At 67.8% G+C, this 22510-nt stretch carries 19 protein-coding genes and 1 tRNA gene; 10 read left to right on the forward strand and 10 right to left on the reverse strand.

The features are described from left to right. Positions 1–58 precede the first annotated feature (58 nt). Positions 59–135, reverse strand: a tRNA-Met gene (locus ACN675_RS20685). 14 nt (positions 136–149) lie between these two features. Beyond that, on the reverse strand, positions 150–884 hold the full coding sequence (locus ACN675_RS20690; protein ID WP_420752630.1) for a FadR/GntR family transcriptional regulator: 735 nt from the start codon (positions 882–884) through the stop codon (positions 150–152). Between the two features lie 93 nt (positions 885–977). Here ACN675_RS20690 and ACN675_RS20695 point away from each other — a divergent pair, with 93 nt between their 5' ends. The 6 genes from ACN675_RS20695 (at position 978) to ACN675_RS20720 (ending at position 7313) form a co-directional block, all read left to right on the forward strand. Beyond that, positions 978–1730: a (Fe-S)-binding protein gene (locus ACN675_RS20695; protein ID WP_420752631.1), complete on the forward strand. Its 753-nt coding sequence runs from the start codon at positions 978–980 to the stop codon at positions 1728–1730. Then, entirely contained in the window at positions 1727–3238 is a 1512-nt protein-coding gene (locus ACN675_RS20700) for a LutB/LldF family L-lactate oxidation iron-sulfur protein (RefSeq protein WP_420752632.1), read from the forward strand. The genes ACN675_RS20695 and ACN675_RS20700 overlap by 4 nt, the downstream gene beginning before the upstream one ends. After that, a complete protein-coding gene (locus tag ACN675_RS20705) occupies positions 3235–3858 on the forward strand; it encodes a LutC/YkgG family protein (RefSeq protein WP_420752633.1) in 624 nt (207 codons plus the stop codon). Before ACN675_RS20700 ends, ACN675_RS20705 begins: the two co-directional genes overlap by 4 nt. Before the next feature lie 117 nt (positions 3859–3975). After that, a complete protein-coding gene (locus tag ACN675_RS20710; protein WP_420752634.1) occupies positions 3976–4893 on the forward strand; it encodes a polyphosphate polymerase domain-containing protein in 918 nt (305 codons plus the stop codon). A gap of 54 nt (positions 4894–4947) precedes the next feature. Further along, a complete protein-coding gene (locus ACN675_RS20715; protein ID WP_420752635.1) occupies positions 4948–5625 on the forward strand; it encodes a DUF4956 domain-containing protein in 678 nt (225 codons plus the stop codon). Continuing rightward, positions 5625–7313 carry a CotH kinase family protein gene (locus tag ACN675_RS20720; protein WP_420752636.1) on the forward strand — a complete coding sequence of 563 codons (1689 nt, stop codon included), beginning with the start codon at positions 5625–5627 and terminating at the stop codon, positions 7311–7313. Before ACN675_RS20715 ends, ACN675_RS20720 begins: the two co-directional genes overlap by 1 nt. A 78-nt stretch (positions 7314–7391) precedes the next feature. Here the strand turns inward: ACN675_RS20720 and ACN675_RS20725 are convergent, their stop codons facing one another. The 3 genes from ACN675_RS20725 to ACN675_RS20735 all read right to left on the reverse strand — a co-directional run bounded on the left by ACN675_RS20725 (position 7392) and on the right by ACN675_RS20735 (position 9212). Beyond that, on the reverse strand, positions 7392–8012 hold the full coding sequence (locus ACN675_RS20725) for an LON peptidase substrate-binding domain-containing protein (RefSeq protein WP_420752637.1): 621 nt from the start codon (positions 8010–8012) through the stop codon (positions 7392–7394). A gap of 7 nt (positions 8013–8019) precedes the next feature. Beyond that, positions 8020–8493 (reverse strand): DUF309 domain-containing protein, encoded by a 474-nt coding sequence (locus tag ACN675_RS20730; RefSeq protein ID WP_197252932.1) that lies wholly within the window; start codon positions 8491–8493, stop codon positions 8020–8022. Positions 8494–8609: 116 nt separating this feature from the next. Then, entirely contained in the window at positions 8610–9212 is a 603-nt protein-coding gene (locus ACN675_RS20735) for a TetR/AcrR family transcriptional regulator (protein WP_420752638.1), read from the reverse strand. 102 nt (positions 9213–9314) lie between these two features. Here ACN675_RS20735 and ACN675_RS20740 point away from each other — a divergent pair, with 102 nt between their 5' ends. From ACN675_RS20740 to fabG, 4 genes are all read left to right on the forward strand, one after another. Then, the gene (locus ACN675_RS20740) at positions 9315–10460 is read left to right on the forward strand and encodes an acyl-CoA dehydrogenase family protein (RefSeq protein ID WP_197252933.1); all 1146 of its coding nucleotides are present in this window, start codon (positions 9315–9317) and stop codon (positions 10458–10460) included. A 35-nt stretch (positions 10461–10495) separates the two neighbouring features. Further along, positions 10496–11713, forward strand: a complete 1218-nt coding sequence (locus ACN675_RS20745) for an acetyl-CoA C-acetyltransferase (RefSeq protein ID WP_420752639.1) — start codon at positions 10496–10498, stop codon at positions 11711–11713. A 147-nt stretch (positions 11714–11860) separates the two neighbouring features. Beyond that, entirely contained in the window at positions 11861–12622 is a 762-nt protein-coding gene (locus tag ACN675_RS20750) for an SDR family NAD(P)-dependent oxidoreductase (protein WP_420752640.1), read from the forward strand. A gap of 29 nt (positions 12623–12651) precedes the next feature. Beyond that, positions 12652–13410, forward strand: coding sequence for a 3-oxoacyl-ACP reductase FabG (fabG, locus tag ACN675_RS20755; RefSeq protein ID WP_420752641.1), 759 nt, complete (start codon positions 12652–12654; stop codon positions 13408–13410). Positions 13411–13473: 63 nt separating this feature from the next. On the opposite strand, the gene ACN675_RS20760 is transcribed toward fabG, so the two are convergent. The 5 genes from ACN675_RS20760 to rph form a co-directional block, all read right to left on the reverse strand. Beyond that, a complete protein-coding gene (locus tag ACN675_RS20760) occupies positions 13474–14511 on the reverse strand; it encodes a beta-ketoacyl-ACP synthase III (protein WP_420752642.1) in 1038 nt (345 codons plus the stop codon). Between the two features lie 119 nt (positions 14512–14630). Then, a complete protein-coding gene (locus tag ACN675_RS20765; RefSeq protein ID WP_420752643.1) occupies positions 14631–16373 on the reverse strand; it encodes an ABC transporter ATP-binding protein in 1743 nt (580 codons plus the stop codon). Beyond that, positions 16370–18985, reverse strand: a complete 2616-nt coding sequence (locus tag ACN675_RS20770) for an ABC transporter ATP-binding protein/permease (protein WP_420752644.1) — start codon at positions 18983–18985, stop codon at positions 16370–16372. Before ACN675_RS20770 ends, ACN675_RS20765 begins: the two co-directional genes overlap by 4 nt. Further along, entirely contained in the window at positions 18985–19665 is a 681-nt protein-coding gene (locus ACN675_RS20775) for a TetR/AcrR family transcriptional regulator (protein ID WP_420752645.1), read from the reverse strand. The genes ACN675_RS20770 and ACN675_RS20775 overlap by 1 nt, the downstream gene beginning before the upstream one ends. Before the next feature lie 199 nt (positions 19666–19864). Continuing rightward, complete coding sequence (gene rph, locus ACN675_RS20780) at positions 19865–22465, reverse strand: rifamycin-inactivating phosphotransferase (protein WP_420752646.1); 2601 nt, start codon at positions 22463–22465, stop codon at positions 19865–19867. Positions 22466–22510: the final 45 nt, after the last annotated feature.

Consider the following 22510-nt stretch of genomic DNA (forward strand, 5'->3'; position numbering starts at 1 on the left):
ACCCCTTCGACCGGCGAAAACAAAACCGGCCCGGACTCGTGAGAGTCCGGGCCGGTGGTGGTAGCGGGGACAGGATTTGAACCTGCGACCTCTGGGTTATGAGCCCAGCGAGCTACCGAGCTGCTCCACCCCGCGTTGCACGAACAACACTACACCACCGGCGGGGGTGCTCCGTTCAGGGGGTTCGACAGGCTCTCGGCGTAGTAGCCGCGGATGTGGTCGCCGATGCGCTGCCGGGCAGCCTGCACGTCCCCGGCCCGCACTGCCGCGACGAGGCCGTGATGTTCGTGGCGCAGCCGGCTGCAGGTCTCCGGCCAGGTGGCGAGGGGTGCTCCGGCGAGCACGTAACTCTCGATCGATTCGCGCAGGGCGGCCATCATCGAGGCGATGACCAGGTTGCCCGCCGCGTCGGCCAGGGCGATGTGGAACCGGGAGTCGAGGACGAGGAACTCGTGCGCGGACAGCTCGGGAGAGTCCATCGCGGTGAGCAACTCCTCGGCGTGGGACAGGTCCGGGACCGGGCGGGTCTCGGCGAGCGTCTGCACGACCTCGGTCTCGAGCACCAGTCGGGTCTGCACGACGTCGCGGACGGGAAAGTTCTGGGCCGCGACCTGCATGCGCATGAGCATCGACATTCCGCCCACCGGCCGGGAGACGATCATCGCCCCGGCATTGGGACCCGAGCCGGTGTGCGCGGTGAGCAGACCGAGCGCCTCCATCACCCGCAGGGCCTCGCGCACCGACGACCGGCCCACACCGAGTTCGGCAGCGAGGATGCGCTCGCCCGGGAGCCGCTGACCCGGCGCGAGTTCCCCGGAGATCAGCTTCTCCTCGAGGCGGGCGAGTACCTGCTCCCACGCGCGGGGTGCGGACGGCGACGACATGTCAGCAGAGCCTAGGCCGCCTTTTTCTCGTGCGTGGCTCCCGAACGTGGGTTAGTGTGGTCAGACCACATAGATTCGATGCGGAGATCCACCATGCGAGTCGCGTTGTTCGCCACCTGCCTCGGCGACACCCTGTTCCCCGGCGCGGTCAAGGCCACCGCCCTTCTCCTGGCGCGGCTCGGCCACGACGTCGTGTTCCCGCCCGGCCAGACGTGCTGCGGGCAGATGCACGTCAACACCGGATATCAGCCCGACGCACTGCCCCTCGTCCGCAACTACGCCGACACCTTCGGCGACGCCTCCATCGACGCGGTCGTCGTCCCGTCCGGATCGTGCGCCGGATCCGTCCGGCACCAGCACGAGATCGTCGCCGGCCGCTACGGCGACGCCGCGCTGCGCGGGAAGGTCGACACGGTCAAGGCCAAGACGTACGAACTGTCGGAGTTCCTCGTCGACGTCCTCGGCGTCACCGACGTCGGCGCCCGCTACCCGCACCGCGTGACCTACCACCCGACCTGCCATTCCCTGCGCATGCTGCGGGTCGGCGACAAACCCTTGCAGTTGCTGCGCAATGTCCGCGACATCGACCTCGTCGAGCTCCCCGAAGCGGATTCGTGCTGCGGCTTCGGCGGCACGTTCGCCATCAAGAACGCCGAAACGTCCACCGCCATGCTGTCCGACAAACTCCGCAACATCGCCGCCACCGGCGCCGAATACTGTACGGCCGGCGACTCGTCGTGCCTGATGCACATCGGCGGCGGCATGTCGCGCCTGAAAACCGGCGGCCGCACCGTGCACCTCGCCGAGATCCTCGCCTCCGTCGACGCCCCGGTGGTGACCGCATGAGCACCACCGCGCTCGGCACGCCCACCGTCCCGCCGCGCGGTTCGGGAAATCTGCGCGGCGTCGAAAAGTTCCCGGACGCAGCGCATCACGAGCTCGCCGACAGTCAGCTGCGCCGCAACATCGGCAAGGCCACCCACACCATCCGCGCCAAGCGGCTCCGCGTGACCGGGGAGGTCCCCGACTGGGAAGCGCTGCGCGACGCCGGTGCCGCCGTCAAGGCGGACGTGCTCGCACGCCTGCCCGAACTGCTCGAACAGCTCGAAGCCGCCGTCACCGCGCGCGGCGGCGTCGTGCACTGGGCCGCCGACGCCGACGAAGCCAACGCCCTCGTCGCACAACTGGTGCGCGACACCGGGTCCGACGAGGTCGTCAAGGTCAAATCCATGGCCACCCAGGAGATCGGCCTCAACGAATATCTCGAGGCTCGGGGCATCGTCGCGCACGAGACGGACCTGGCCGAACTCATCGTCCAACTCGGCCACGACCGGCCGTCGCACATCCTCGTCCCGGCGATCCACCGCAACCGTTCCGAGATCCGTGAGATCTTCCTGCGCGAAATGCCGGGTGTGGACCCGGATCTCGACGACAACCCTGCCCACCTCGCGGAGGCGGCCCGAAAGTTCCTGCGCCACAAGTTCATGACCGTCCCGGTCGCGGTATCGGGCGCGAACTTCGGGATTGCCGAGACCGGCACTCTCGCGGTCGTCGAATCCGAGGGCAACGGCCGCATGTGCCTGACGCTGCCGCAGACGCTCATCACCGTCATGGGCATCGAGAAGCTGCTGCCCACCTACCGCGACCTCGAGGTGTTCCTGCAGCTGCTGCCGCGGTCGTCGACGGGGGAGCGGATGAACCCGTACACGTCGATGTGGACGGGTGTCACCCCGGGCGACGGACCGCAGGCGTTCCACCTGATCCTGCTCGACAACGGCCGCACCGCCGCACTCGCCGATTCGGTGGGACGCGAAGCGCTGCACTGCATCCGGTGCTCCGCATGCCTCAACGTGTGCCCGGTCTACGAACGCACCGGCGGCCACGCCTACGGTTCGACCTATCCGGGTCCGATCGGGGCGGTGCTCACCCCGCAACTCGCGGGCATGAGCGAACCCGGCGACCCGAACGCGACGCTGCCGTTCGCGTCGAGCCTGTGCGGCGCGTGCTTCGACGCCTGCCCCGTCAAGATCGACATCCCGTCGCTGCTCGTCGAACTGCGTCACCAGAAGGTCGAACAGGCAGGACTCACCGTGGAAGCCGCGGCGATGAAGGCGGCGTCGCTGGCGATGTCGTCCTCGCGGCGGTGGACCGCGGCGCAGAAGGCCGGCGGCATCGGCGGCCGGATCGTCGCGGGGAAGAAGGGCGCGATCTCGGTGCTGCCCGGCCCGCTCGGCGGCTGGACCGCGGCCCGAGACATCCCCGCACCACCGAAGCAGACGTTCCGGCAGTGGTGGGACTCCGAGGAGGGCCGCGCCGCGATGGCCGCTGCGCGACGGGAAGGACAGGACCGATGAGCGCCCGCGAAGTAGTGCTCGGCCGGATCCGCGACGCCCTGACGCTCGCGCCGCCCGCGCCGACGGAGATCCCCCGCGACTACCGCACCGGCCGCACCCTGCCGGACGACGAACGCTACGAACTGTTCGCCGACCGGTTGCTCGACTACAAGGCTCACGTGCACCGCTGCACCGCAGCCGAACTGCCGGCGGTCCTCGCGCGGGTGCTGGCCGATCGGAAGGTCGCGCGGGTGGGTGTGCCCGCCGGTCTCGACGACTCGTGGCTCGCCGCGTTCGACGGGGAGATCGTCGTGGACTCGGCCGACGTGCCGGCGCCGGAACTCGAAGCGCTCGACGGGGTCGTCACCGCGTCGGCGGTGTCGTGCGCCGAGACGGGCACCATCTTCCTCGACGGCAGCGCCGACCAGGGCAGGCGAGCCCTGACGCTCGTGCCGGATCTGCACGTGTGCGTCGTGCCGCTCGACACCGTCGAGGTCGGGGTGCCCGAAGCCCTCGCCCGGCTCGTGCCGGAGCGGCCGACCACGCTGATCAGCGGTCCGTCCGCGACCTCGGACATCGAACTCGAACGCGTCGAGGGGGTGCACGGCCCGCGCAACCTCGAGGTCGTGATCGTCGGCTGAGCGGCAAGATCGACTCACAGGTGATTGCCAGCATTTTTCCAGCTTCCCGGAAACGTCGTCGGGTGTACTCGGAGCGTTCACCCGTTCGCCACCGATCAGCCGGGAGCTGCCGCCGCCATGAGCCTCATCGATCGATTCCGGAAGCGATCCTCGTCGGATGATCCAACCGAATCGGTCGAGGACGTTCCGGTCGGTCCCGTCGGCTATCAGCAGACGGCGAGCAAGCTGCACGCCTTCAACCGATACGAGATCAAGTACCTCGTCGACGAGATGAAGGTCCCGGAGCTGCGGGCCGAGCTCGCCGCCCGCATGGACACCGATCCGTTCTCGCCGCACGGCGGATATCCGGTGACATCGCTGTACTACGACACCGTGGATCTGCGCTTCTACTGGGAGAAGATCGAGGGACTGAAGTTCCGGCGCAAACTCCGGATGCGGCTGTACGGCACTCCGGTGGACTGCACCGACGACACCTCGGTGCAGATCGAGATCAAGCAGCGCGTCAACCGCGTGACCCAGAAGCGGCGGATCGCGCTGCCCTACGGGCAGGCGCGGCGGTGGCTGGACGGCCGCGAGGAGATCGAGTGCGATCCATCGCAGCGACCGTTCGTGAACGAGGTGACCACCCTGATCGGCAATCTCGATCTGCGGCCCGTCGTCACCACCGGCTACCTGCGGGAGGCGTTCGTCGGCCGCGAAGCCGATCTGGGCCTGCGGGTGACGATCGATCACAAGGTGCACGGCCGCGACCGCGACTTCCATTTCGCATCCGGCGCCGAGAACCGCTTCATCATCCCGCCGAAGCTGGCGATCGTCGAACTCAAGGCGAACGAACGGGTTCCGTACTGGGCGACGGATCTGACCGCGCGACTGAACATGTCGGTCATCCGGATCTCGAAGTACTGCCAGTCGGTGCAGGCGTTCGGGTTGGCACCGCGCTCGATCACCGGCGCACCCCAACCGATCCTGCCCGACGGGTTCGACGAGCCCGTCCCGCCGGATCTCTTCGGTGAACCCGCTCCGGTCGTGGGTTGACGACGCGCGCAACAGTTTTCATCGATCTCCAACCATTCGGACACCAGGACAACCATGAATTTCGATCTTCAGGACCTCAGCGGGACATTTTCGACATTCGACATCATCGTGTCGCTGTCGTTGTCGTTCGTGCTGTCCGCCGTCATCGGCTGGGTCTACCGATACACGCACAAGAACGTCTCCTACAGCCAGTCCTACGTGCAGACCCTCGTGATGGTCGGCATGATCATCTCGCTGATCATGCTCGTGGTCGGCTCCAACATCGCCCGGGCGTTCGCGCTCGTCGGCGCGCTGTCGGTCGTGCGATTCCGCAACGCCATCAAGGAAACTCGTGACGTCGGGTTCATCTTCCTGGTGATGGCGATCGGCATGACCACCGGCACCCGCTTCTACATCCTCGCCGTCGCCGCGACCGTCGCGATCTGCCTCGTGCTGCTGATCATGAACAAGTTCAACTGGTTCAAGCTCGACGTGCAGCGTCAGGTCGTGAAGGTGCAGGTGCCGCCGGAGCCGGGATTCGAAGCGCTCGTCGAGGACGTCCTCATCGAGTTCTGCACGGAATTCGAGCTGGTCTCCACCGAATCCGTCCGCGCGGGAGCGCTCAACGAGCTGTACTACACGGCACAGTTGCGCAAGGGTAAGAAAGCGTCCGAGCTGATCGCGGCACTGGGCGCGGTCAACACCGGCCAGCGCGTCACCGTCCTGACCGGATACGACCAGACGGACATCTGATGGGCGGGACGAACACCGCCGGCGAGCCCCGACCGCGGCGTCGGCTCAGACATCGAATCCCGACATCGCTGCGTCAGCACTGGAAGCTGCTGGTGGTGTTCGTCGCGTTCGTCACGATCATGGCGACCGTGTTCGGCAGTACCCGGATCCGTCCCTACATCGTCGGGGACGCAACGGTTATCGCCTCGGAGATCACCGAGAACATCGCGGGCACCGTCGACCTGTTCGACAGTTCGGTGCAGCATGAGGTGTCGCTGGAAATCACCGATGCCGAATATCAGGACATGATCACCACTTTCCAGAAGACCGGCGACAAGAAGTGGGTGACCGCCGACCTCACCATCGACGGCACGTTCGTCGACGACGTGTCCGTCCGGCTCAAGGGCAACTCGACTCTGATGGGCGTGCGCGGCGACGACGCCCGGCCCGGTGGTTCGGGCTTCCGGCCCCCGGAAGGTATGGAACTGCCCGAAGGATTCGAATTCCCCGAGGATTTCGATCCAGGACGGATGGGTCCCATGATGTCGTCGGCGTCGGAGGACGATCCGACGTCGCTGCCGCTGCTCATCAGCTTCGACGAGAACGCCTCGGGCCGCGCCTATCAGGGCATGACCGAGTTGTCGGTGCGGCCGGGCACGCCGGTGCTGAACGAGGCGATGGCGTTGTCGCTCACCGCGGAGACCGGCCAGCCGACGCAGCGGTACGCGTACACGGTGTACTCGATCAACGACAGCGCGACCACGACACGCCTGTTGCTCGAGCATCCCGACGACGGCTACGCCAACTCGCTGTTCGACGGCGACGGCTATCTGTACAAGGCGGACGCGAGTTCACGTTTCGAGTACGTCGACGACGACCAGTCGTCCTACGCCGATCGGTTCAAACAGATCAACGCGGCCGGCAGCGGCAACCTGCAGCCGATCGTGAATTTCCTGAAGTGGATGGACACGGCGAGCGACGAGGAGTTCGACGCGCACCTCGGCGACCGGGTCGACGTCGAATCCTTCGCCCGCTACGTCGCGACGCAGAACCTCCTCGTCAACGGCGACGACATGGCCGGCCCGGGCCAGAACTACTACCTCTGGTACGACCTGGGCACCGAGAAGCTCACCGTCGTCTCCTGGGATCTGAACCTGGCGATGCAGGGCGGCACCAGCGCCGGACCGCACGACTTGGTCGGCATGATGGGGCCGGGCGGGATGGGTCCGGGCGGGCCGGGTGGCGGCATGCCGCCGGGCATGAACGGCGCGGGCGCAGCACCCGGTGAGGGCACGCCGCAGGCCGGGGGCACGGCGCCGGAGGGCATGACGCCTCCGGAGGGCATGACACCTCCCGCAGGAGTGACCCCGCCGCAGGGTGGCGGTGGGATGCCTCAGGGAACGCCGAACGGAGTGCCGGCCTTCCCCGGCGGGCCGGAAGGCGGACCTCCGGGCATGTCGATGGGCAATCCGCTGAAGACCCGCTTCCTCGAGTCGGACGCGTTCACGGCCGTGTACGAGAGCGCGTACTGGGATCTGTTCGAGCAGATCTACGGCAGCGGACGCGCGACTGCATTGCTGGACGAGATCGCCGAGACCGTCCCGGTCACCGACGGTCTCACGCAGGAAACCCTGCAGGCGAGCATCGATTCGATGCGCACGTGGATCGACCAGCGAACCGAGGCTCTGGCAGCCCTGCGCGATCGGTGAGCGATCCGGGAAGCGACGGTGCGGCGGCGCGGTGTTCACACACCGTGCCGCCGCTTCCGTATCACCCCTTCTTCGGAATCACTGGTCCTTCAACTGCCATTCGGCGAGGTCGATGGCCGTGGCGATCGCCTCGGTGAGCACGGCCAGTCGTTCGTCGGGTCCCGGCGCGGCGAGCAGGGCGTGTCTGTCGGCCTCGCCCATCGGCACCCACCGCGACAGCGCGTAGAGCCGGGCACCCGGGTCGTCGGGCAGGTCGTCCGCGCGCGGTGGGTTCACGCCGTTCTCAACGAGCCGGTCGAGTAGTCCGTACAGCTTCCCGAACAGCCCGGTCAGCCCGGACAGGTCCGTGCCCTCGGACGGGGCGTCGGGCCACGGTTCGACCTCGGCGCGCGGATACGGATCGTCCGGCAGCCATTGCAGGATCCGGATGCGTTCCTCGGCGAGGCATTCGAGCCGGTGGTGGCCGCCGCCGAGTTCGGTGTCGACGACGATCCGCGCGACCGTCCCGACGTCGTGCCGCACGTCGCCGCCACCGACCTCGTGTCCGCGCGCGATGAGCACGACACCGAAGCGCGGTCCGTCGGGTGCGGCCATGCAGTCGTGGACCAGCTGCTGGTAGCGGGGTTCGAACACCCGCAACGGCAGGTGATCGCCCGGCAGCAGCGCTGTTCCCAGCGGGAACATCGGCAGGATCGGCATCACCGCATCATGGCATCCGCAGGCGCGGTACGGGCGGTTCGGGGATCGGATCGCCGCGCTCGATCTCGGCGAGCAGGTGGTCCGCCCACGCGGACAGGCCGTCGATATCGAGGCCGTGCGGCGGTGCGTCCTCGTAGTGCCGCACCCGGGCCTGCCCCTGCCGGAGCAGTGACGCGGCACCGGACGGATTGCCGCGCAGCAGGTGGGTGAGCCCGACCGCGAGCTGCGCGAGTCCCTGCCACAGGGTGCGTTCCTCGACCGGCGCCGATTTCCACGATCCTTCGAACACCTCGTGTGCGTGGAAGGGGTATCCGTGGTCGAACAGCCGCTGGGCCTCGGTGATGGCCTCGTTGGGTGACAGGTCGAGGTCTTCGGGGATGGGTTCGACGCCCTCCTCGCCATAGGGGAGCGGACGGCCCAGCGCGTCGCGGGGGCGGGCGTTCTTCGGCTTGCCGTCGGGGTCCCGATCACGCTCGGTCATGCCGTCGAGACTACTCCCGGACAACCGCACTCCGTTGCAACATCCGCGCGCGGGTGGTGACATCCGCGCGCCGGAGGAGCTCGGCGGTTGTCCAGTGGCCGTGCGGATTTCGCGATTCAGTGCACGGCGCCGACGAGTCGCAGCGCGAGATCGGCGTAGAGCGCGCCGATGGTTTCGGGGTCCTGGTAGCGGCCCGACGGATACCAGCGGCAGATGTCGACGCACAGCGACATCAGGGCGAGGGTGACGCCCTCGGCGTCGGGCACGGTGAACTCGCCGGAGGCCAGGCCGGCGTCGACGACGTCGCGGACCACCTGCGTCGTCCGTCGTCGCAGTCCGGTGATGACGCGGTAGTGCTCCGGCGTGAGAGCGGTGAGTTCGTACTGGACGACGCGGGCACGGCTGTGGTTCTCGGCCTGCCATTCCGCGAAGCGCCGGATGATCGTGGCGAGACGTTCGGTGGCGTCGGCGCCGGGGATGTCGGCGTCCTGCACGACCCGCAACGCCAGGTCGTGGCCCTCGTAGCCGATCGCGTAGAGCAGTTCTTCCTTGGACTTGTAGTGCGGATACATCGCGGCCGGGCTCATGTCGAGGCGCGCGGCGATCTGGCGGGTGGTGGTGCCGCCGTACCCGTTCTCGGCGAATACCTCGATGGCGGCTTCCCGCAGGCGGGCCGCCGCCTTGGATCCGCTGATCACGTCGTCTCTCGATGTGGCCACTGTGCTCTCCCTGTGTTCCCGGCAGTTGACAACTTGCCGCATCGGGTCCACTATAAGCAAACGCTTAGATTATAAGCGCGTGCTTAGATTAGGAGCGGTTGAATGCGACGCACCCTGTACGGTCCCGATCACGAGGCGTTCCGCGAGTCGGCTCGCGAGTTCGTGAACCGGTTCGTGCTGCCCCGTGCCGAGGAACTCATCGAACGTCACGAGATCCCCCGCGACATCTGGATCGAAGCGGGCAAGGCGGGCTTCCTGGGGCTCGAGATCCCCGAGCGGTTCGGTGGCATGGAAGCGAACGACTACCGCTTCAACGCGATCGTCGCAGAGGAGTTCGCCCGGGCGAACATGGCGCTGTCGTCGTCGATCGGCATCCACTCCGACATCACCGTGCCGTACATCGTCCATCTCGGTAACGAGGAGCAGCGCGAGCGCTGGCTGCCGCGTTGCGCCACCGGTGAGCTCATCTGCGCGATCGGCATGACCGAGCCGTCCGGTGGTTCGGACCTCGCCAACCTCAAGACCACCGCGGTCCGCGACGGCGACGACTGGATCCTCAACGGCGCGAAGACCTTCATCACCAACGGCTACAACTGCGACCTGGTTGTCGTCGCGGCCCGCACCGATCCGTCGAAGGGCGCCAAGGGCATTTCGCTGCTCGTCGTCGAGCGCGGCATGGAGGGCTTCGAGAACGGCCGCAAGCTCGACAAGGTCGGCCAGCCCGAGGCCGACACCGCCGAACTGTTCTTCAAGGACGTCCGCGTCCCGGGCAAGAACCTCCTCGGTGAAGAGGGCATGGGCTTCATCTCGATGATGAAGCTGCTCCCGCAGGAGCGTCTCGGCTCCGCTATCAACAACGTGCACCACGCCAAGCACATCCTGCTCGAGACCATCGAGTACGCCAAGGAGCGCAAGGCGTTCGGCCAGGCCATCGGCACCATGCAGTACAACAAGTTCCTGCTCGCCGAGCTCGTCACCAAGATCGAGGTCGCCGAGGCGTACGTCGACCAGGCCGTCGAGGCCCACGCCGACGGTGAGCTCAGCGCCGTCGACGCCGCCAAGGCCAAGTGGTGGACGGCGCAGACGCAGTCCGAGGTTCTCGACGCCTGCGTGCAGATTCACGGCGGCTACGGCTTCATGAACGAGTACCGTGTGGCCCGTGCCTGGAAGGATGCCCGCGTCACCAAGATCTGGGCCGGCACCAACGAGATCATGAAGGAACTCATCGGCCGCGACCTCGGCCTGTAGTCCCCGATACTCCACTCTTTTCGAAGGAGCTTCCGATGCCCGAAGCAGTGATCGTCTCCGCAGTACGTTCGCCCATCGGCCGCGCGATGAAGGGCTCGCTCAAGTCGCTGCGCCCCGACGACATGGCCGCCCAGATGGTCGCCGCCGCGCTGGCGAAGGTGCCCGAACTCGACCCCACCGAGATCGACGACCTTCTCCTCGGCTGCGGCCAGCCCGCCGGCCAGTCGGGTTTCAACATCGCGCGGACCGTCGCGGTGCAGCTCGGCTACGACTTCCTGCCGGGCGTGACCGTCAACCGGTACTGCTCGTCGTCGCTGCAGACCACCCGCATGGCGATGCACGCGATCAAGGCCGGCGAGGGTGACGTGTTCATCTCCGCCGGTGTCGAGTCGGTGTCGAGCTACATCACCGGCAACGCCGACGGACTGCCGAACACGAAGAACCCGCTCTACGCGGACGCCGAGGCCCGCACCGCGAAGCTCGCCGAGGGCGGCACCCCGTGGACCGATCCGCGCCGGGACGGCCTGCTCCCCGACGTCTACATCGCGATGGGCCAGACCGCCGAGAACGTCGCCTCGTACACCGGGATCTCCCGTGAGGACCAGGACCGGTGGGGCGTGCGGTCGCAGAACCGCGCGGAGGATGCCATCAAGTCCGGGTTCTTCGAGAAGGAGATCACCCCGCTGACCCTGCCCGACGGCACCGTCGTCTCCACCGACGACGGCCCGCGCGCGGGCACCACCTACGAGGCGGTCAGCCAGCTCAAGCCGGTGTTCCGCCCGGACGGCACGGTCACCGCCGGCAACGCGTGCCCGCTCAACGACGGTGCCGCGGCGCTGGTGATCATGTCGGACACCAAGGCGAAGGAGCTGGGTCTGACCCCGCTCGCCCGGATCGTCTCGACCGGCGTGTCGGGTCTGTCGCCCGAGATCATGGGCCTCGGCCCGATCGAGGCCGTGAAGAAGGCGCTGGCGCTGGCCGGTAAGTCGATCTCCGATATCGACCTGTTCGAGATCAACGAGGCGTTCGCCGTGCAGGTGCTCGGTTCGGCCCGCGAGCTGGGTATCGACGAGGACAAGCTCAACGTCTCCGGCGGTGCGATCGCGCTCGGCCACCCGTTCGGTATGACCGGTGCGCGCATCACGAACACGCTGATCAACAACCTGCAGGCCCACGACAAGCAGTTCGGCGTCGAGACCATGTGTGTCGGCGGCGGCCAGGGCATGGCGATGGTCCTCGAGCGCCTGAGCTGACGCCCGCATAGGCAAGGACAAACACACCATTAGGCCGTATGTCTGAAAAGGCATGCGGCCTAATGTTTTTCGGGCGTGTCCATTTGAATTCCACCATCTCTCCGGGCTATACACATCTGTAGCCCCGTCACTTCCGAGGAGACAACTGTGTCCGCTCTCGACAGGTTCCGCCTCGACGATCGCGTCGCGATCGTCACCGGCGCATCGTCCGGTCTCGGTGTCGCGTTCGCGCAGGCGCTGGCAGAAGCCGGTGCCGATGTGGTGCTCGCGGCCCGCCGCGCCGACCGGCTCGCGGAGACCGCCGAACTCGTCCGCGCCGCCGGCCGTCGCGCCGTCACCGTCGAAACCGACATCGCCGATCCGGACCAGGCGCAGCGCATGGTCGACACCGCCGTCGAACAGCTCGGCAAGGTCGACATCCTCGTCAACAACGCCGGTATCGGCACCGCGGTCCCCGCCACGAAGGAGACCCCGGACCAGTTCCGCCGCGTCATCGACATCAACCTCAACGGCTCCTACTGGGCCGCGCAGGCCGCCGGTCGCGTCATGCAGCCGGGCAGCTCGATCGTCAACATCTCCTCGATCCTCGGCATCACCACCGCGGGCCTGCCGCAGGCCGCGTACGCCGCGAGCAAGGCCGGGGTCATCGGCCTGACCCGCGACCTCGCGCAGCAGTGGGGTCTGCGCAAGGGCATCCGCGTCAACTCGATCGCCCCGGGCTTCTTCGCGACCGAGATGACCGACGAGTACCCGGAGGGCTACATCGAGAGCATGAAGTCGCGGATCGTCCTGGGCCGCACCGGTGACCCGGCCGAACTCGCCGCGACCCTCGTATGGCTCGTGTCCGACGCGGCCGGGTATGTGACGGGGCAGACCCTCGCGGTCGACGGCGGCCTTACCATCAACTGACCGTTCCACCATCTACTGGAGGTTTCGTAGTGAGCTCGACAGTCCGCACCGCCATCGTCACCGGAGCCGCCCGCGGCATCGGTGCCGCCGTCGCCAAGCGTCTCGCCGAGGACGGCCTCCAGGTCGCCGTGCTCGATCTCGACGCCGACGCCTGCGCCGACACCGTCGCCGCCATCGAGTCCGTCGGCGGCAAGGCCCTCGCGGTCGGCGCGAACGTCGCCGACGAGCAGTCCGTCGCCGCTGCGGTGGAGAAGGTCGCCACCGAACTCGGCGAGCCGACGGTCCTGATCAACAACGCCGGCATCACCCGCGACAACCTGCTGTTCAAGATGACCGTCGAAGACTGGGACGCCGTCATGGCCGTGCACCTGCGCGGCGCGTTCCTCATGACGCGTGCCTGCCAGAAGTACATGGTGGACAACAAGTTCGGTCGCATCGTCAACCTGTCGAGCACGTCCGCGCAGGGCAACCGCGGTCAGGTGAACTACTCCGCTGCCAAGGCCGGCATGCAGGGCTTCACCAAGACCCTGGCGATCGAGCTCGGCAAGTTCGGTGTCACCGCCAACGCGATCGCCCCGGGCTTCATCGCCACCGAGATGACCGCCGCCACCGCCGAGCGTGTCGGCGTCCCGTTCGAGGACTACAAGAAGGCCGCCGCGGCGCAGATCCCGGTCGCGCGCGTCGGCAAGCCGGAGGACATCGCCCACACCGCGTCGTTCCTCGCGTCCGAGGGTTCCGGTTTCGTGTCCGGCCAGGTCATCTACGTTGCCGGTGGTCCGAAGGACTGAATCGAGCCGAACGCGGCGCTGTGGTCCCCGGTGGGGGCCGCAGCGCCGCTGTCGTTCAGGCGTCTAACCGAGCGGGGGAAGCTTCACGACCTGCCCGGCGTACGCGAGCCCGGCACCGAACCCCACCAGCAGCGCGGTGTCGCCGGGTTTCGCCCCGCCGGACCGGAGGAGCTGTTCCATCGCGAGCGGAATCGACGCGGCGCTCGTGTTGCCGGTCTCGGCGATGTCCTGCGCGACCGCGACCGAATCGGGCAGGGCCAGCGCCCGAACCAACGCGTCGGTGATGCGGCTGTTGGCCTGGTGCGGCACGAAGGCGTCCAGATCGTCGACGGTGACCCCGGCCTTGCCGAGGGCGTCGCGGCACGCCTTCTCCAGGAACGTGACGGCCCACCGGAACACCGCGGCACCGTTCATGCGGATGTAGGGCCGTTCGGGCACAGTCCCGCTTCCGCCCGCCGCCTCGACCTCCGCGAAGTACCGCGCGAAGTCCTTGTCCTGCTTGATGGCGTCGGTCTGGGAGCCGTCGGAGCCCCACGCGACCGGTCCGATGCCCTCGGTGTCGGAGGGCCCGACCACGGCGGCACCGGCCCCGTCGGCGAAGATGAACGCGCAGGTGCGGTCGGTGGGGTCGAGCAGGTCCGACAGCCGTTCGACGCCGATCACGAGAACGTGACGGGCCTGTCCTGCCCGGACCAGGGCCGCCGCGTTCCCCAGCGCGTAGCAGAAGCCCGCGCAGCCCGCGGAGATGTCGAACGCCGCGGTGTCGTGCATACCGAGTTCGGTGGCCACGACCGCCCCGGCGGAGGGGCCGAGCACCATCTGCGACGACGTGGCCAGCACGACCGCGTCGATCTGGTCCACGTCCAGCCCGGCTGCGGACAGCGCCTCGCGGGAGGCGGCCACGCTCATCGACACGATCGTCTCGTCGGGTTCGGCCCAGCGGCGGGTCGCGATGCCCGATCGGGTCCGGATCCACTCGTCGGAGGAATCGATGCGGTCGACGATCTCGGCGTTGGGTACCACCCGGCGGGGCCGGTACGCCCCGATCCCGAGCAGTGCGGCGTGCGTGACCGTGGGTGCGGTGTTGATAGCGGTGGGCATGGTGTCCTCTCCGGCCGGTATCGATGGATTCCGGCCGGATCCATCATGGAACCGGACGGCGGGTTTCGGCACGGACTTCCCGTATTGCGCACTGTACGAGCATTCCGATGCCGCCGGCACTACCCCTTGGGTGAGGTTTCCAGCCGCCATCCGGACGCGGCGTCACGCTGCCGCCAGAACTCCGCGAAGCGACCCCCTGCCACGAGCAGCTCGTCGACGCCGCCGTCCTCGACGACGCGGCCGCGCTCGAGGAACACGACCCGGTCGGCGGTGCGGATGCTCGCCAACCGGTGCGCGACGATCACCCGGGTGCGCGGCGTCGGGTCGGCGGTCGGGGCCTGCACGACCGCGGTTTCGTTCTCCGTGTCCAGCGCGCTGGTGGCCTCGTCGACGAGCAGCACCGGCGCCGGTTTCAGCAGCGCCCGCGCGATCGAAACGCGTTGCCGCTCACCCCCGGACAGCGCGCTGCCGCCCTCACCGACGCGGGTGTCCCAGCCGTCGGGGGAGGCCGCGACGATCTCGTCGACCTGCGCGAGGGTCGCGGCGGCCGCGAGCGCGGCGTCGTCCGCATCCGGGTTGCCGACCAGGATGTTCTCGCGGATCGTGCCGTCGAACAGGTACGGATGCTGGAAGACCACACCGACCAGGTTGCGCCGGGAGATCGGGTCCAGTTCCGCGGCGTCGACGCCGTCGACAAGGACGCGCCCGGTGTGTGGTTCGTGCAGCCCGGCCAGCAACGCCAGCACCGTGCTCTTGCCGGATCCGGACGGCCCGACGATCGCGGTGGTGGTGCCGGGCTCGAACGTCAGGTCCAGGCCGTCGAGCACCGTCGCGCTGTCGCGGTAGCGGAAACCGATGCCCTGCACTTCGATTCGCGGTGGGCGACCGACGATCGTCATCGTTCCGGGTTCGTCGGCGACCGGCGCGTCCAGTACCTCCCGGATCCTGCGCAGCGTCGTGATCGACGCTTCGACGCCCGCGGTGAGATCGCCGAGGGTGGTGAACGGATCGAGGTAGCGGACGATGACGACGATCAGCGCGATCGCTTCCGGCACGTCCAGGTCGCCGCGGACGGTCAGCACCGTCACGGTGCCGGCCAGGATCACCAGCGCGAGCTGGGCGGCGAGGCCGAACACCAGCTGCCCGGGGATCTGCATGCCGATCAACCGGAACGTCGCCGCGTGCTGCTCGGACAGTGCCCGGCCCACGTGGCTGCGGGCCGGCTCGACGCGGCGTGCCGCGCGCAGCGCCTGCTGGGTGCGTGCGAACTCGACGATCCGCTCGGTCAGCGCCGCATTGGTGTCGGAGGCGACGCGGTCGGCGCTGCGGGAGAACCGGCCCGCCGCGAGGAACGCACCGAGCAGCAGCGGGACACCGGCGAGCGCGGCGACACCGAGCACCCACGAGATCGGGAACAGGGCGACCGCGATCGCCAACGGCAGCAGCACCGCACCGAGCAGCGGCGTCACCAGGTACACGATGAGACCGACGAGATCCGGGCCGGTCGCGGCGATGGCCTGACGGGCGGTCGCGGTGTTCCCGGCGGTGAACCAGGTGAGCCGGATACGGGCGATCCGCTCGGTCACCTCGTGCTGGGCGTGCGCCAGCAACCCGAATCCGAGGTCGAATCCGAAGCGGGAACCCCACGCGTCGACGACCCAGCCGACGACGGTGACGGCGGCGAGCGCGCCCAGCCACGGCCACGCGTCGGAGGGGGTCTCGCCGAACAGCGCGCCGACGAGCGGCACGAGCAGCACGACCCCGGCGGCACGCAGCAACACGCCGACGACGGTCAGCGTCAGGTGGGCGGCGACGGTGCGGCGGCTGTCGGGAGGCAGCAGCGTGAGCAGGGTGCGGATCATCGGGCCGGCTCCTGATCTGCGTCGGCGAGCATGCTGGACGAAAGTGAGCCCGCATCCCACAGCTTCCGGTAGCGGCCGTCGCGGGCCAGCAGTTCGGTGTGGGTGCCGGTCTCGGCGATGCGGCCGTGGTCGAGGACGACGATGCGGTCGACACCGACGACGGTGTGCAGGCGGTGGGCGATCACCAGGACGGTGCGTCCCTCGGTGAGCCGGCTCAGGGCCTGCTGCACGAAGTACTCGGATTCGGGATCGGCGTAGGCCGTCGCCTCGTCGAGCACGAGGATCGGTGTGTCCGCGAGGATCGCGCGGGCGATCGTGATGCGTTGCCGCTCACCCCCGGACAGCGGTGGGTTCGCGCCGAGCATCGTGTCGTAGCCGTCGGGCAGCTCCAGGATGCGGTCGTGGATGTAAGCGCTGCGTGCGGCCGCTTCGATCATCCGATCGGATGCGTCGGGAACGGCGAGCGCGATGTTCTCCCGGACCGTGCCGTGGATCAGCTGGGTGTCCTGGAAGACGAAGCCGACCTGCTTGTACAGCTCGTCCGGGGTCAGCTCGCGGATGTCGCGGCCGAAGATCCGGATCGCGCCCTCGTCGACGTCGTGGAACCGTGCCAGCAGCGACGCCATCGTGGACTTGCCTGAACCGGACAGGCCGACGAGCGCGGTGACCGTGCCGGAGCCGAGCTCGAGGGAGATGTCGTCGAGCACCGGAACATTCGGTCGGTACGAGAAGCGGACGCCGTCGAACTCCACGGCGGTGGAGCTGTCGCGGAGGCGACCCGAGCGGTTCCGGGTCTCGAGTTCGGGTTCGTCGAGCGCGACCTGGATGCGGCGGGCGGCGAGCATACCGTCGCGCAGCCCGGACAGGCCGTAGCCGAGACCGAGGAGCCGGGCACCGAAGGTGGTGCCCAGGAACAGGAACGGCAGCAGCGTCGTCGGGTTCGTGCCGCCGTTGACCACCACGGTGCCCAATGCGGTGATGAGCAGCAGGAAGGTCGCCGGCCGGGTCGCGAGATCCATGAGGGTCTTCTTGCCGGTGAACGGGCGCTGCCAGTCGTCGAGGAACCGGATGTACTCGTGCAGGCGCGCCCGGAATGTGGAGGCCGCGGCACCACCGAACACCCGGATGACGGGCTGGCCGTCGAGGTAGCCCGCGGCTTCGGTGTCCATCCGCTCGGCCCAGCGCGTGGACTGGGCGATCTTCGGCCCCGACTGGGTCATCATGATGATCATCGCCACGAGGTAGACGAGGATCGGCAGGAACATCGCGAGTGCGATCCGCCAGTCCACGGTGAACAGGTAGACCAGCACGGCGATCGGTGCGACCACCGCGCCGGCCGCGTCGGGCACGGCGTGGGTGATCAGGTAGTGCAGGGACAGGGTGTCGTCCTGCACGAGTCGTTTGATCCGGCCGGAGTCGCGGGCGGTGAACCAGCCGAGGGGCAGTTTCGCGAGCTTGCCGAGAAGTCGTTGCCGCAGATCGCGTTCGAAACGGGCATCGACGGTGTGCAGCCACAGGGACAGGGCCGCTGCGAGCAGCACACCGAAGCCCATCAGCCCGACGGTCCAGATCCCGAGGCTCCACAGCTGTGACGACGGTGTGCCGTCGAGCATGCGGCGGGCCAGTTCGGTGAGGAGCACGAACGGGGCGAGCTGGATCAGCGTGACGACGGCCTGGACGACACCGGCCGTGACGAGAGTGCGCTTCAGTGGGGCGATGAGTCGTCCACCGGCCTGTGCCCGCCAGGTGCCACGATCGGATTTCGCAGCAGTGACGGGCTTTTCGGTGTCTTCCACCGGGGTTGTCGCCGCCACGGTGGTGCGCGTGAGGGCTTCCTCGTCGGCGGTCGGCTGCTCGTCGGTGGTCGAGCGCAGCTTGCCCATCGCGCGGCCCTCGGACCAGTACGCCTGGGCGTGCACCTCGGACTTGGGGAAGCCGAAGTCGTCGCGCAGCCGGGTCCGCAACTGCTTGAGGGTGTTGGATTCCGGGCCGGCCCACGCGTACCAGTTCGACCAGTCCCGGTCCTCGATCGCCGCGGCCAGCGAGTCCGCATCGTCACGGGGAACCCAATTCTTCTGAAGCAGAGGATGATCGGACATCGGAATGAGATGGTCGTCCTCGTGGTGTTGCTCGAGGTACAGCTCGACGGCGACCTCGTGGGGGAGGGCGGTGAGGATACTGTTGATCGCCGGGATCGACGCGGAGTCGCCGATCAGCAGGTAGCCGGCCGGCAGGTCCTCGGGGATGTCGAGCGTCCTGGACCCGAACGACGTGACGCTGATGTGGTCTCCGGGGGTGGCGCGTTGCGCCCACGTCGACGCCGGGCCTGCCGGTTCGTGCAGGACGAAATCCACTGCGAACGTGCCCGCATCCGGATCCATCTCCGAAAAGGTGTATCCGCGTTGGTATTCGGTCTCTCCGCCCTCCGGGTCGGGGAACCAGATCCGGATCCATGCGGTCGGTCCCGGGACGACGTCCTGGAACAGCGTCGGGGACGACATCCGGACCCGCAGGAAACGCGGTGCGAGCAGATCGGTGCCGGTGACCACGGCGTCGTGGTCGCGGGCACCGAACCCGCGCATCATCGCCCCTTGAAAACCACGCTTGGCCATCAGACCCCCATTCCTATCGCCGCCAACTCGGCCATGACCTCGTCGAGCGGCCGCCCGGGAGGAGCGACCGACACGACTCCCCGGACCATCGCTGCCAGAACGAGTCTCACGAACTGTGTGTGTTCGACCGACGGAAGGTCGCGGTGTGCCTCCGCCAGGTCCTCGTCGGTCTTCAGTTGTTCGGTGATCTTCTCGCGTTGCGCGTCGAGTTCCTCGGCGTGCTCGCGCTGGGAGTCCTCGGCCACCGCGTAGTTGATGGAGACGCCGGCGATCACACTGGACAGCGCGATCGCGACGTCGGGGCTGTATCCGCGCTTGCTCAACGCCTCGATCTGGTGCGCCATCAGGAGGCGACCGGCCTCGCCGCGGGGAAACAGGGTCTGCATGTACACACCGAGCCCGGGATGGCGGACGATGAAATGCCACATCTGCAGGCCGAAGGACAGCAGATGCTGCTCGATGTCGTGATCCGGATCGTCGTGGAGCTTCAGGTCGCCGAGCAGGCTTTCGCCGACGAGCCGTTCGAGTCCCCACCGCCCGTCGACCGCCCGGTACAGGGCGGTCGAGGACACGCCGAGTTCCGCCGCGACGGCGTTCATGCTCAGCCTGCGCATCCCGAGGCTCCGGCCGACGCGAATGATGTCGTCGACCTCGAACATGCGCGGACGTCTGCCGATCACGTGCCTGTACCCCTGCTTCTCGTTAAGTTATGCCCCATAACTTAGGTCAGTCTAAGTTCCGCCCCACCGAGGTGCAACACTGTCGTCCCAGATGGGGATGGTGCTCGTGGGGTTGCCGTGCGGCTTTCGCGCCGCGGGTGACGGGATGCCTCGCCCGGTCGGTCCCAATGATGGTTCCCGTCACCGGGTTCGACGGTGGTTACGGCAGGAGCTCGACGTACCCGTCCGTTCCGTTCACCCGAATCCGTTGCCCGTCCCGAATGAGTCGTGTTGCATTCTCGACGCCCACGACCGCCGGCAGCCCGTACTCCCGCGCGATCACCGCGCCGTGCGTCATCAGACCGCCAACTTCCGTCACCAGGCCCTTGATGGCGACGAACAGCGGTGTCCAACTCGGGTCGGTGCAAGCGGTGACCAGGATGTCGTCGGCCTCGAGGTCGGCGCCCGCGATGTCCAGGACCACGCGGGCACGACCCTCGACGGTCCCGCCCGACACCGCCATGCCGGCAAGCGCGCCGTCCGGCAGATCCTCGCGACGGTAGGCCCCGGTGAGGGCTTCGCCGTCCGAGGTGAGTACTCGCGGCGCCTTCAGTGCCTGATACGTGCCGAACTCCTCCCGACGCTCGTCGATCAAGTCGTTGCGCTCGTGCTGTGTCGCAATGAGATCGGCGAGTTCGTCGAACCTCAGGAAGAAGATGTCGTCCCGACTACGAACAACGCCGTCCCGGACGAGACGGTCGGCCTCGCGCAGCAATGCCTGCTTGTACACGAAGTAGCGGCACACCATCCCGTACTTCGGATACTCGCGGTATCCCGCGAAGTCCCGGACACGGTCGATCATCCGCTTCGTCTCTGCGGCCTTGGTGTCTCCATCGGGTAAGGCGCGCAAGCGTTCCAGAACCTCGCGTTCCTTCTCGTCGGAGTTGCGTCGACCCTGCTCGAAGCGCTCAGCGGCGGCACCTGGACCGAAACCCTTGATATTTCCCAGGATCGGCGGGACGAGGGTCGTCGGAGCTTCGCTCCAGCGGGGCCGGGTGATGTCGATTTCGCCCACGCATCGCATTCCGTACCTGTCGAGGTAGTCCTCGATCGCGGCCCGGGCTTCGCTGCCCCCGTCGAACTTTTCGAGCTCGTCGAGGAAAGCGCTGTCGTCGAAACCCGAGTCCTCGACCTGCTGTAGGAATGCCACCACTTGTGGATGCGGGCGGATCGCGTCGGCCACGTCCAGCAACGCCAACCCCATTTCCGAGGTCACGTTGTGCGGAACCGATTGGGTGAGAGTGTCGGCTGCGTTCCGTTCACCCAGCCACTCGTCGAGTCGGTCGTTCAGCCAGTCGGCAGCGCCCATCCCGGCCATGATCGCCTGAAGACCACGCGGATCGAACAGGACCCGTCTGAGTTCCTCGATATCGTCCCGGATGAAGTCGATCAACTCCGTCCCGGTCTTGGTCGCGATGTCACGCTTCAAGGCCTCGAGGGAAGCCTCGCTCTGCGCGATCAGCTCGGTGACGATCGCCGGATTCGGCGCGGTCGGATCAGGGGCGCGCACCGCTGCAGGGACGGAACCGTCGTCCGGACGTTGCGGGACGAAGCCGCGATCCAGAATCGTCTGCAGCGCATCGCCGATGAGCGGATCGGATTTTCCGAGCGCGGCAACGATCGCGGGCCCGGCCGTCGCCGACGCAAGCCGTTCGGTGACGTCGACGAACAACCGGCCTCCGGCATCACGCATCGGTGCCCGACTTGTTATCTGCCAGAAGGAAAGTCCGAGAGGCTTCATGGCATCGGTCATCATCTGCTGATGCCCGACCGAGACGTACACGCGATTCTCGTCGTCGCTCGATTCCGGGATCGGGAACAGCGTGGTGATCGGCCGGCTCTGAACGATTCGGAAATCGCCGTCGCGCAGGCACCATTCGATGTCCTGGGGACTGCCGAAGTGCGTTTCGATCTGCCGCCCAAGATCGGCGAGCCGGACGATCTGCGCGTCCGTCAACACCGGTTGGTTCCGCTGCTCAGGAGGAACCTCCCGCATCTGTGTCCCGCCGGACGGTGTGGCGTGCAGAGCGCGCAGCTTGGTGGCGATCGTCTTGCCGACGACGGCACCGTCGCGCACCGTGTAGATGTCCGGACTCACCTGGCCGGACACCAGCGCCTCCCCGAGACCGAATCCGGCATCGATGGAGGTCACCGTCCGGTCGGAGGTGACGGGATCGGCCGTGAACATGATCCCGGACGACTCCGGGAACACCATCCGCTGCACGACCACGGCCATGTGCACCTTGCGGTGGTCGATCCCGTTGCGCATCCGGTAGGTGACGGCACGCTCGGTGAACAGCGATGCCCAGCACCTGACGACATGCCGGGGGACTTCGTCGGGCCCCACGACGTTCAGGTATGTGTCCTGCTGGCCTGCGAAGGACGCCGACGGCAGATCCTCCGCGGTCGCGCTGGACCGCACGGCGCAGGCTGTGTCATCACCGAGGCGCGACAGTGCTCCGGCAATCGCCGAGGCCACCTCGTCCGGGAGGATGTAGTCCTCGATCGCGCGACGAACTTGTGCGCTCACCGCACCGATCTGCTCCCGATCGCCCGGAGCGAGGCGGGCGAGCTGCTCGAACAGGGCGTCGAGCGCCGGCGCTTCTGTCGTGACTCGGCGATAGGCGTCGGTCGTCACGCAGAAGCCGTCGGGGACGAGGACGCCGTCGACGCGCGACAACTCTCCGAGGTTCGCGCCCTTGCCGCCGACCAGCGCGATCTGCGTCCGGTCGATCTCCTCGAAGCCCAATACGTAGTGCATGCTGCCGCCCTTCCTGCTGGTCCAGCATTCTGCGGGCGATTATGA

Origin of the sequence: Rhodococcus sp. O3 (genome assembly GCF_048897285.1) — a bacterium.
Taxonomy (GTDB): Bacteria; Actinomycetota; Actinomycetes; order Mycobacteriales; family Mycobacteriaceae; genus Rhodococcus.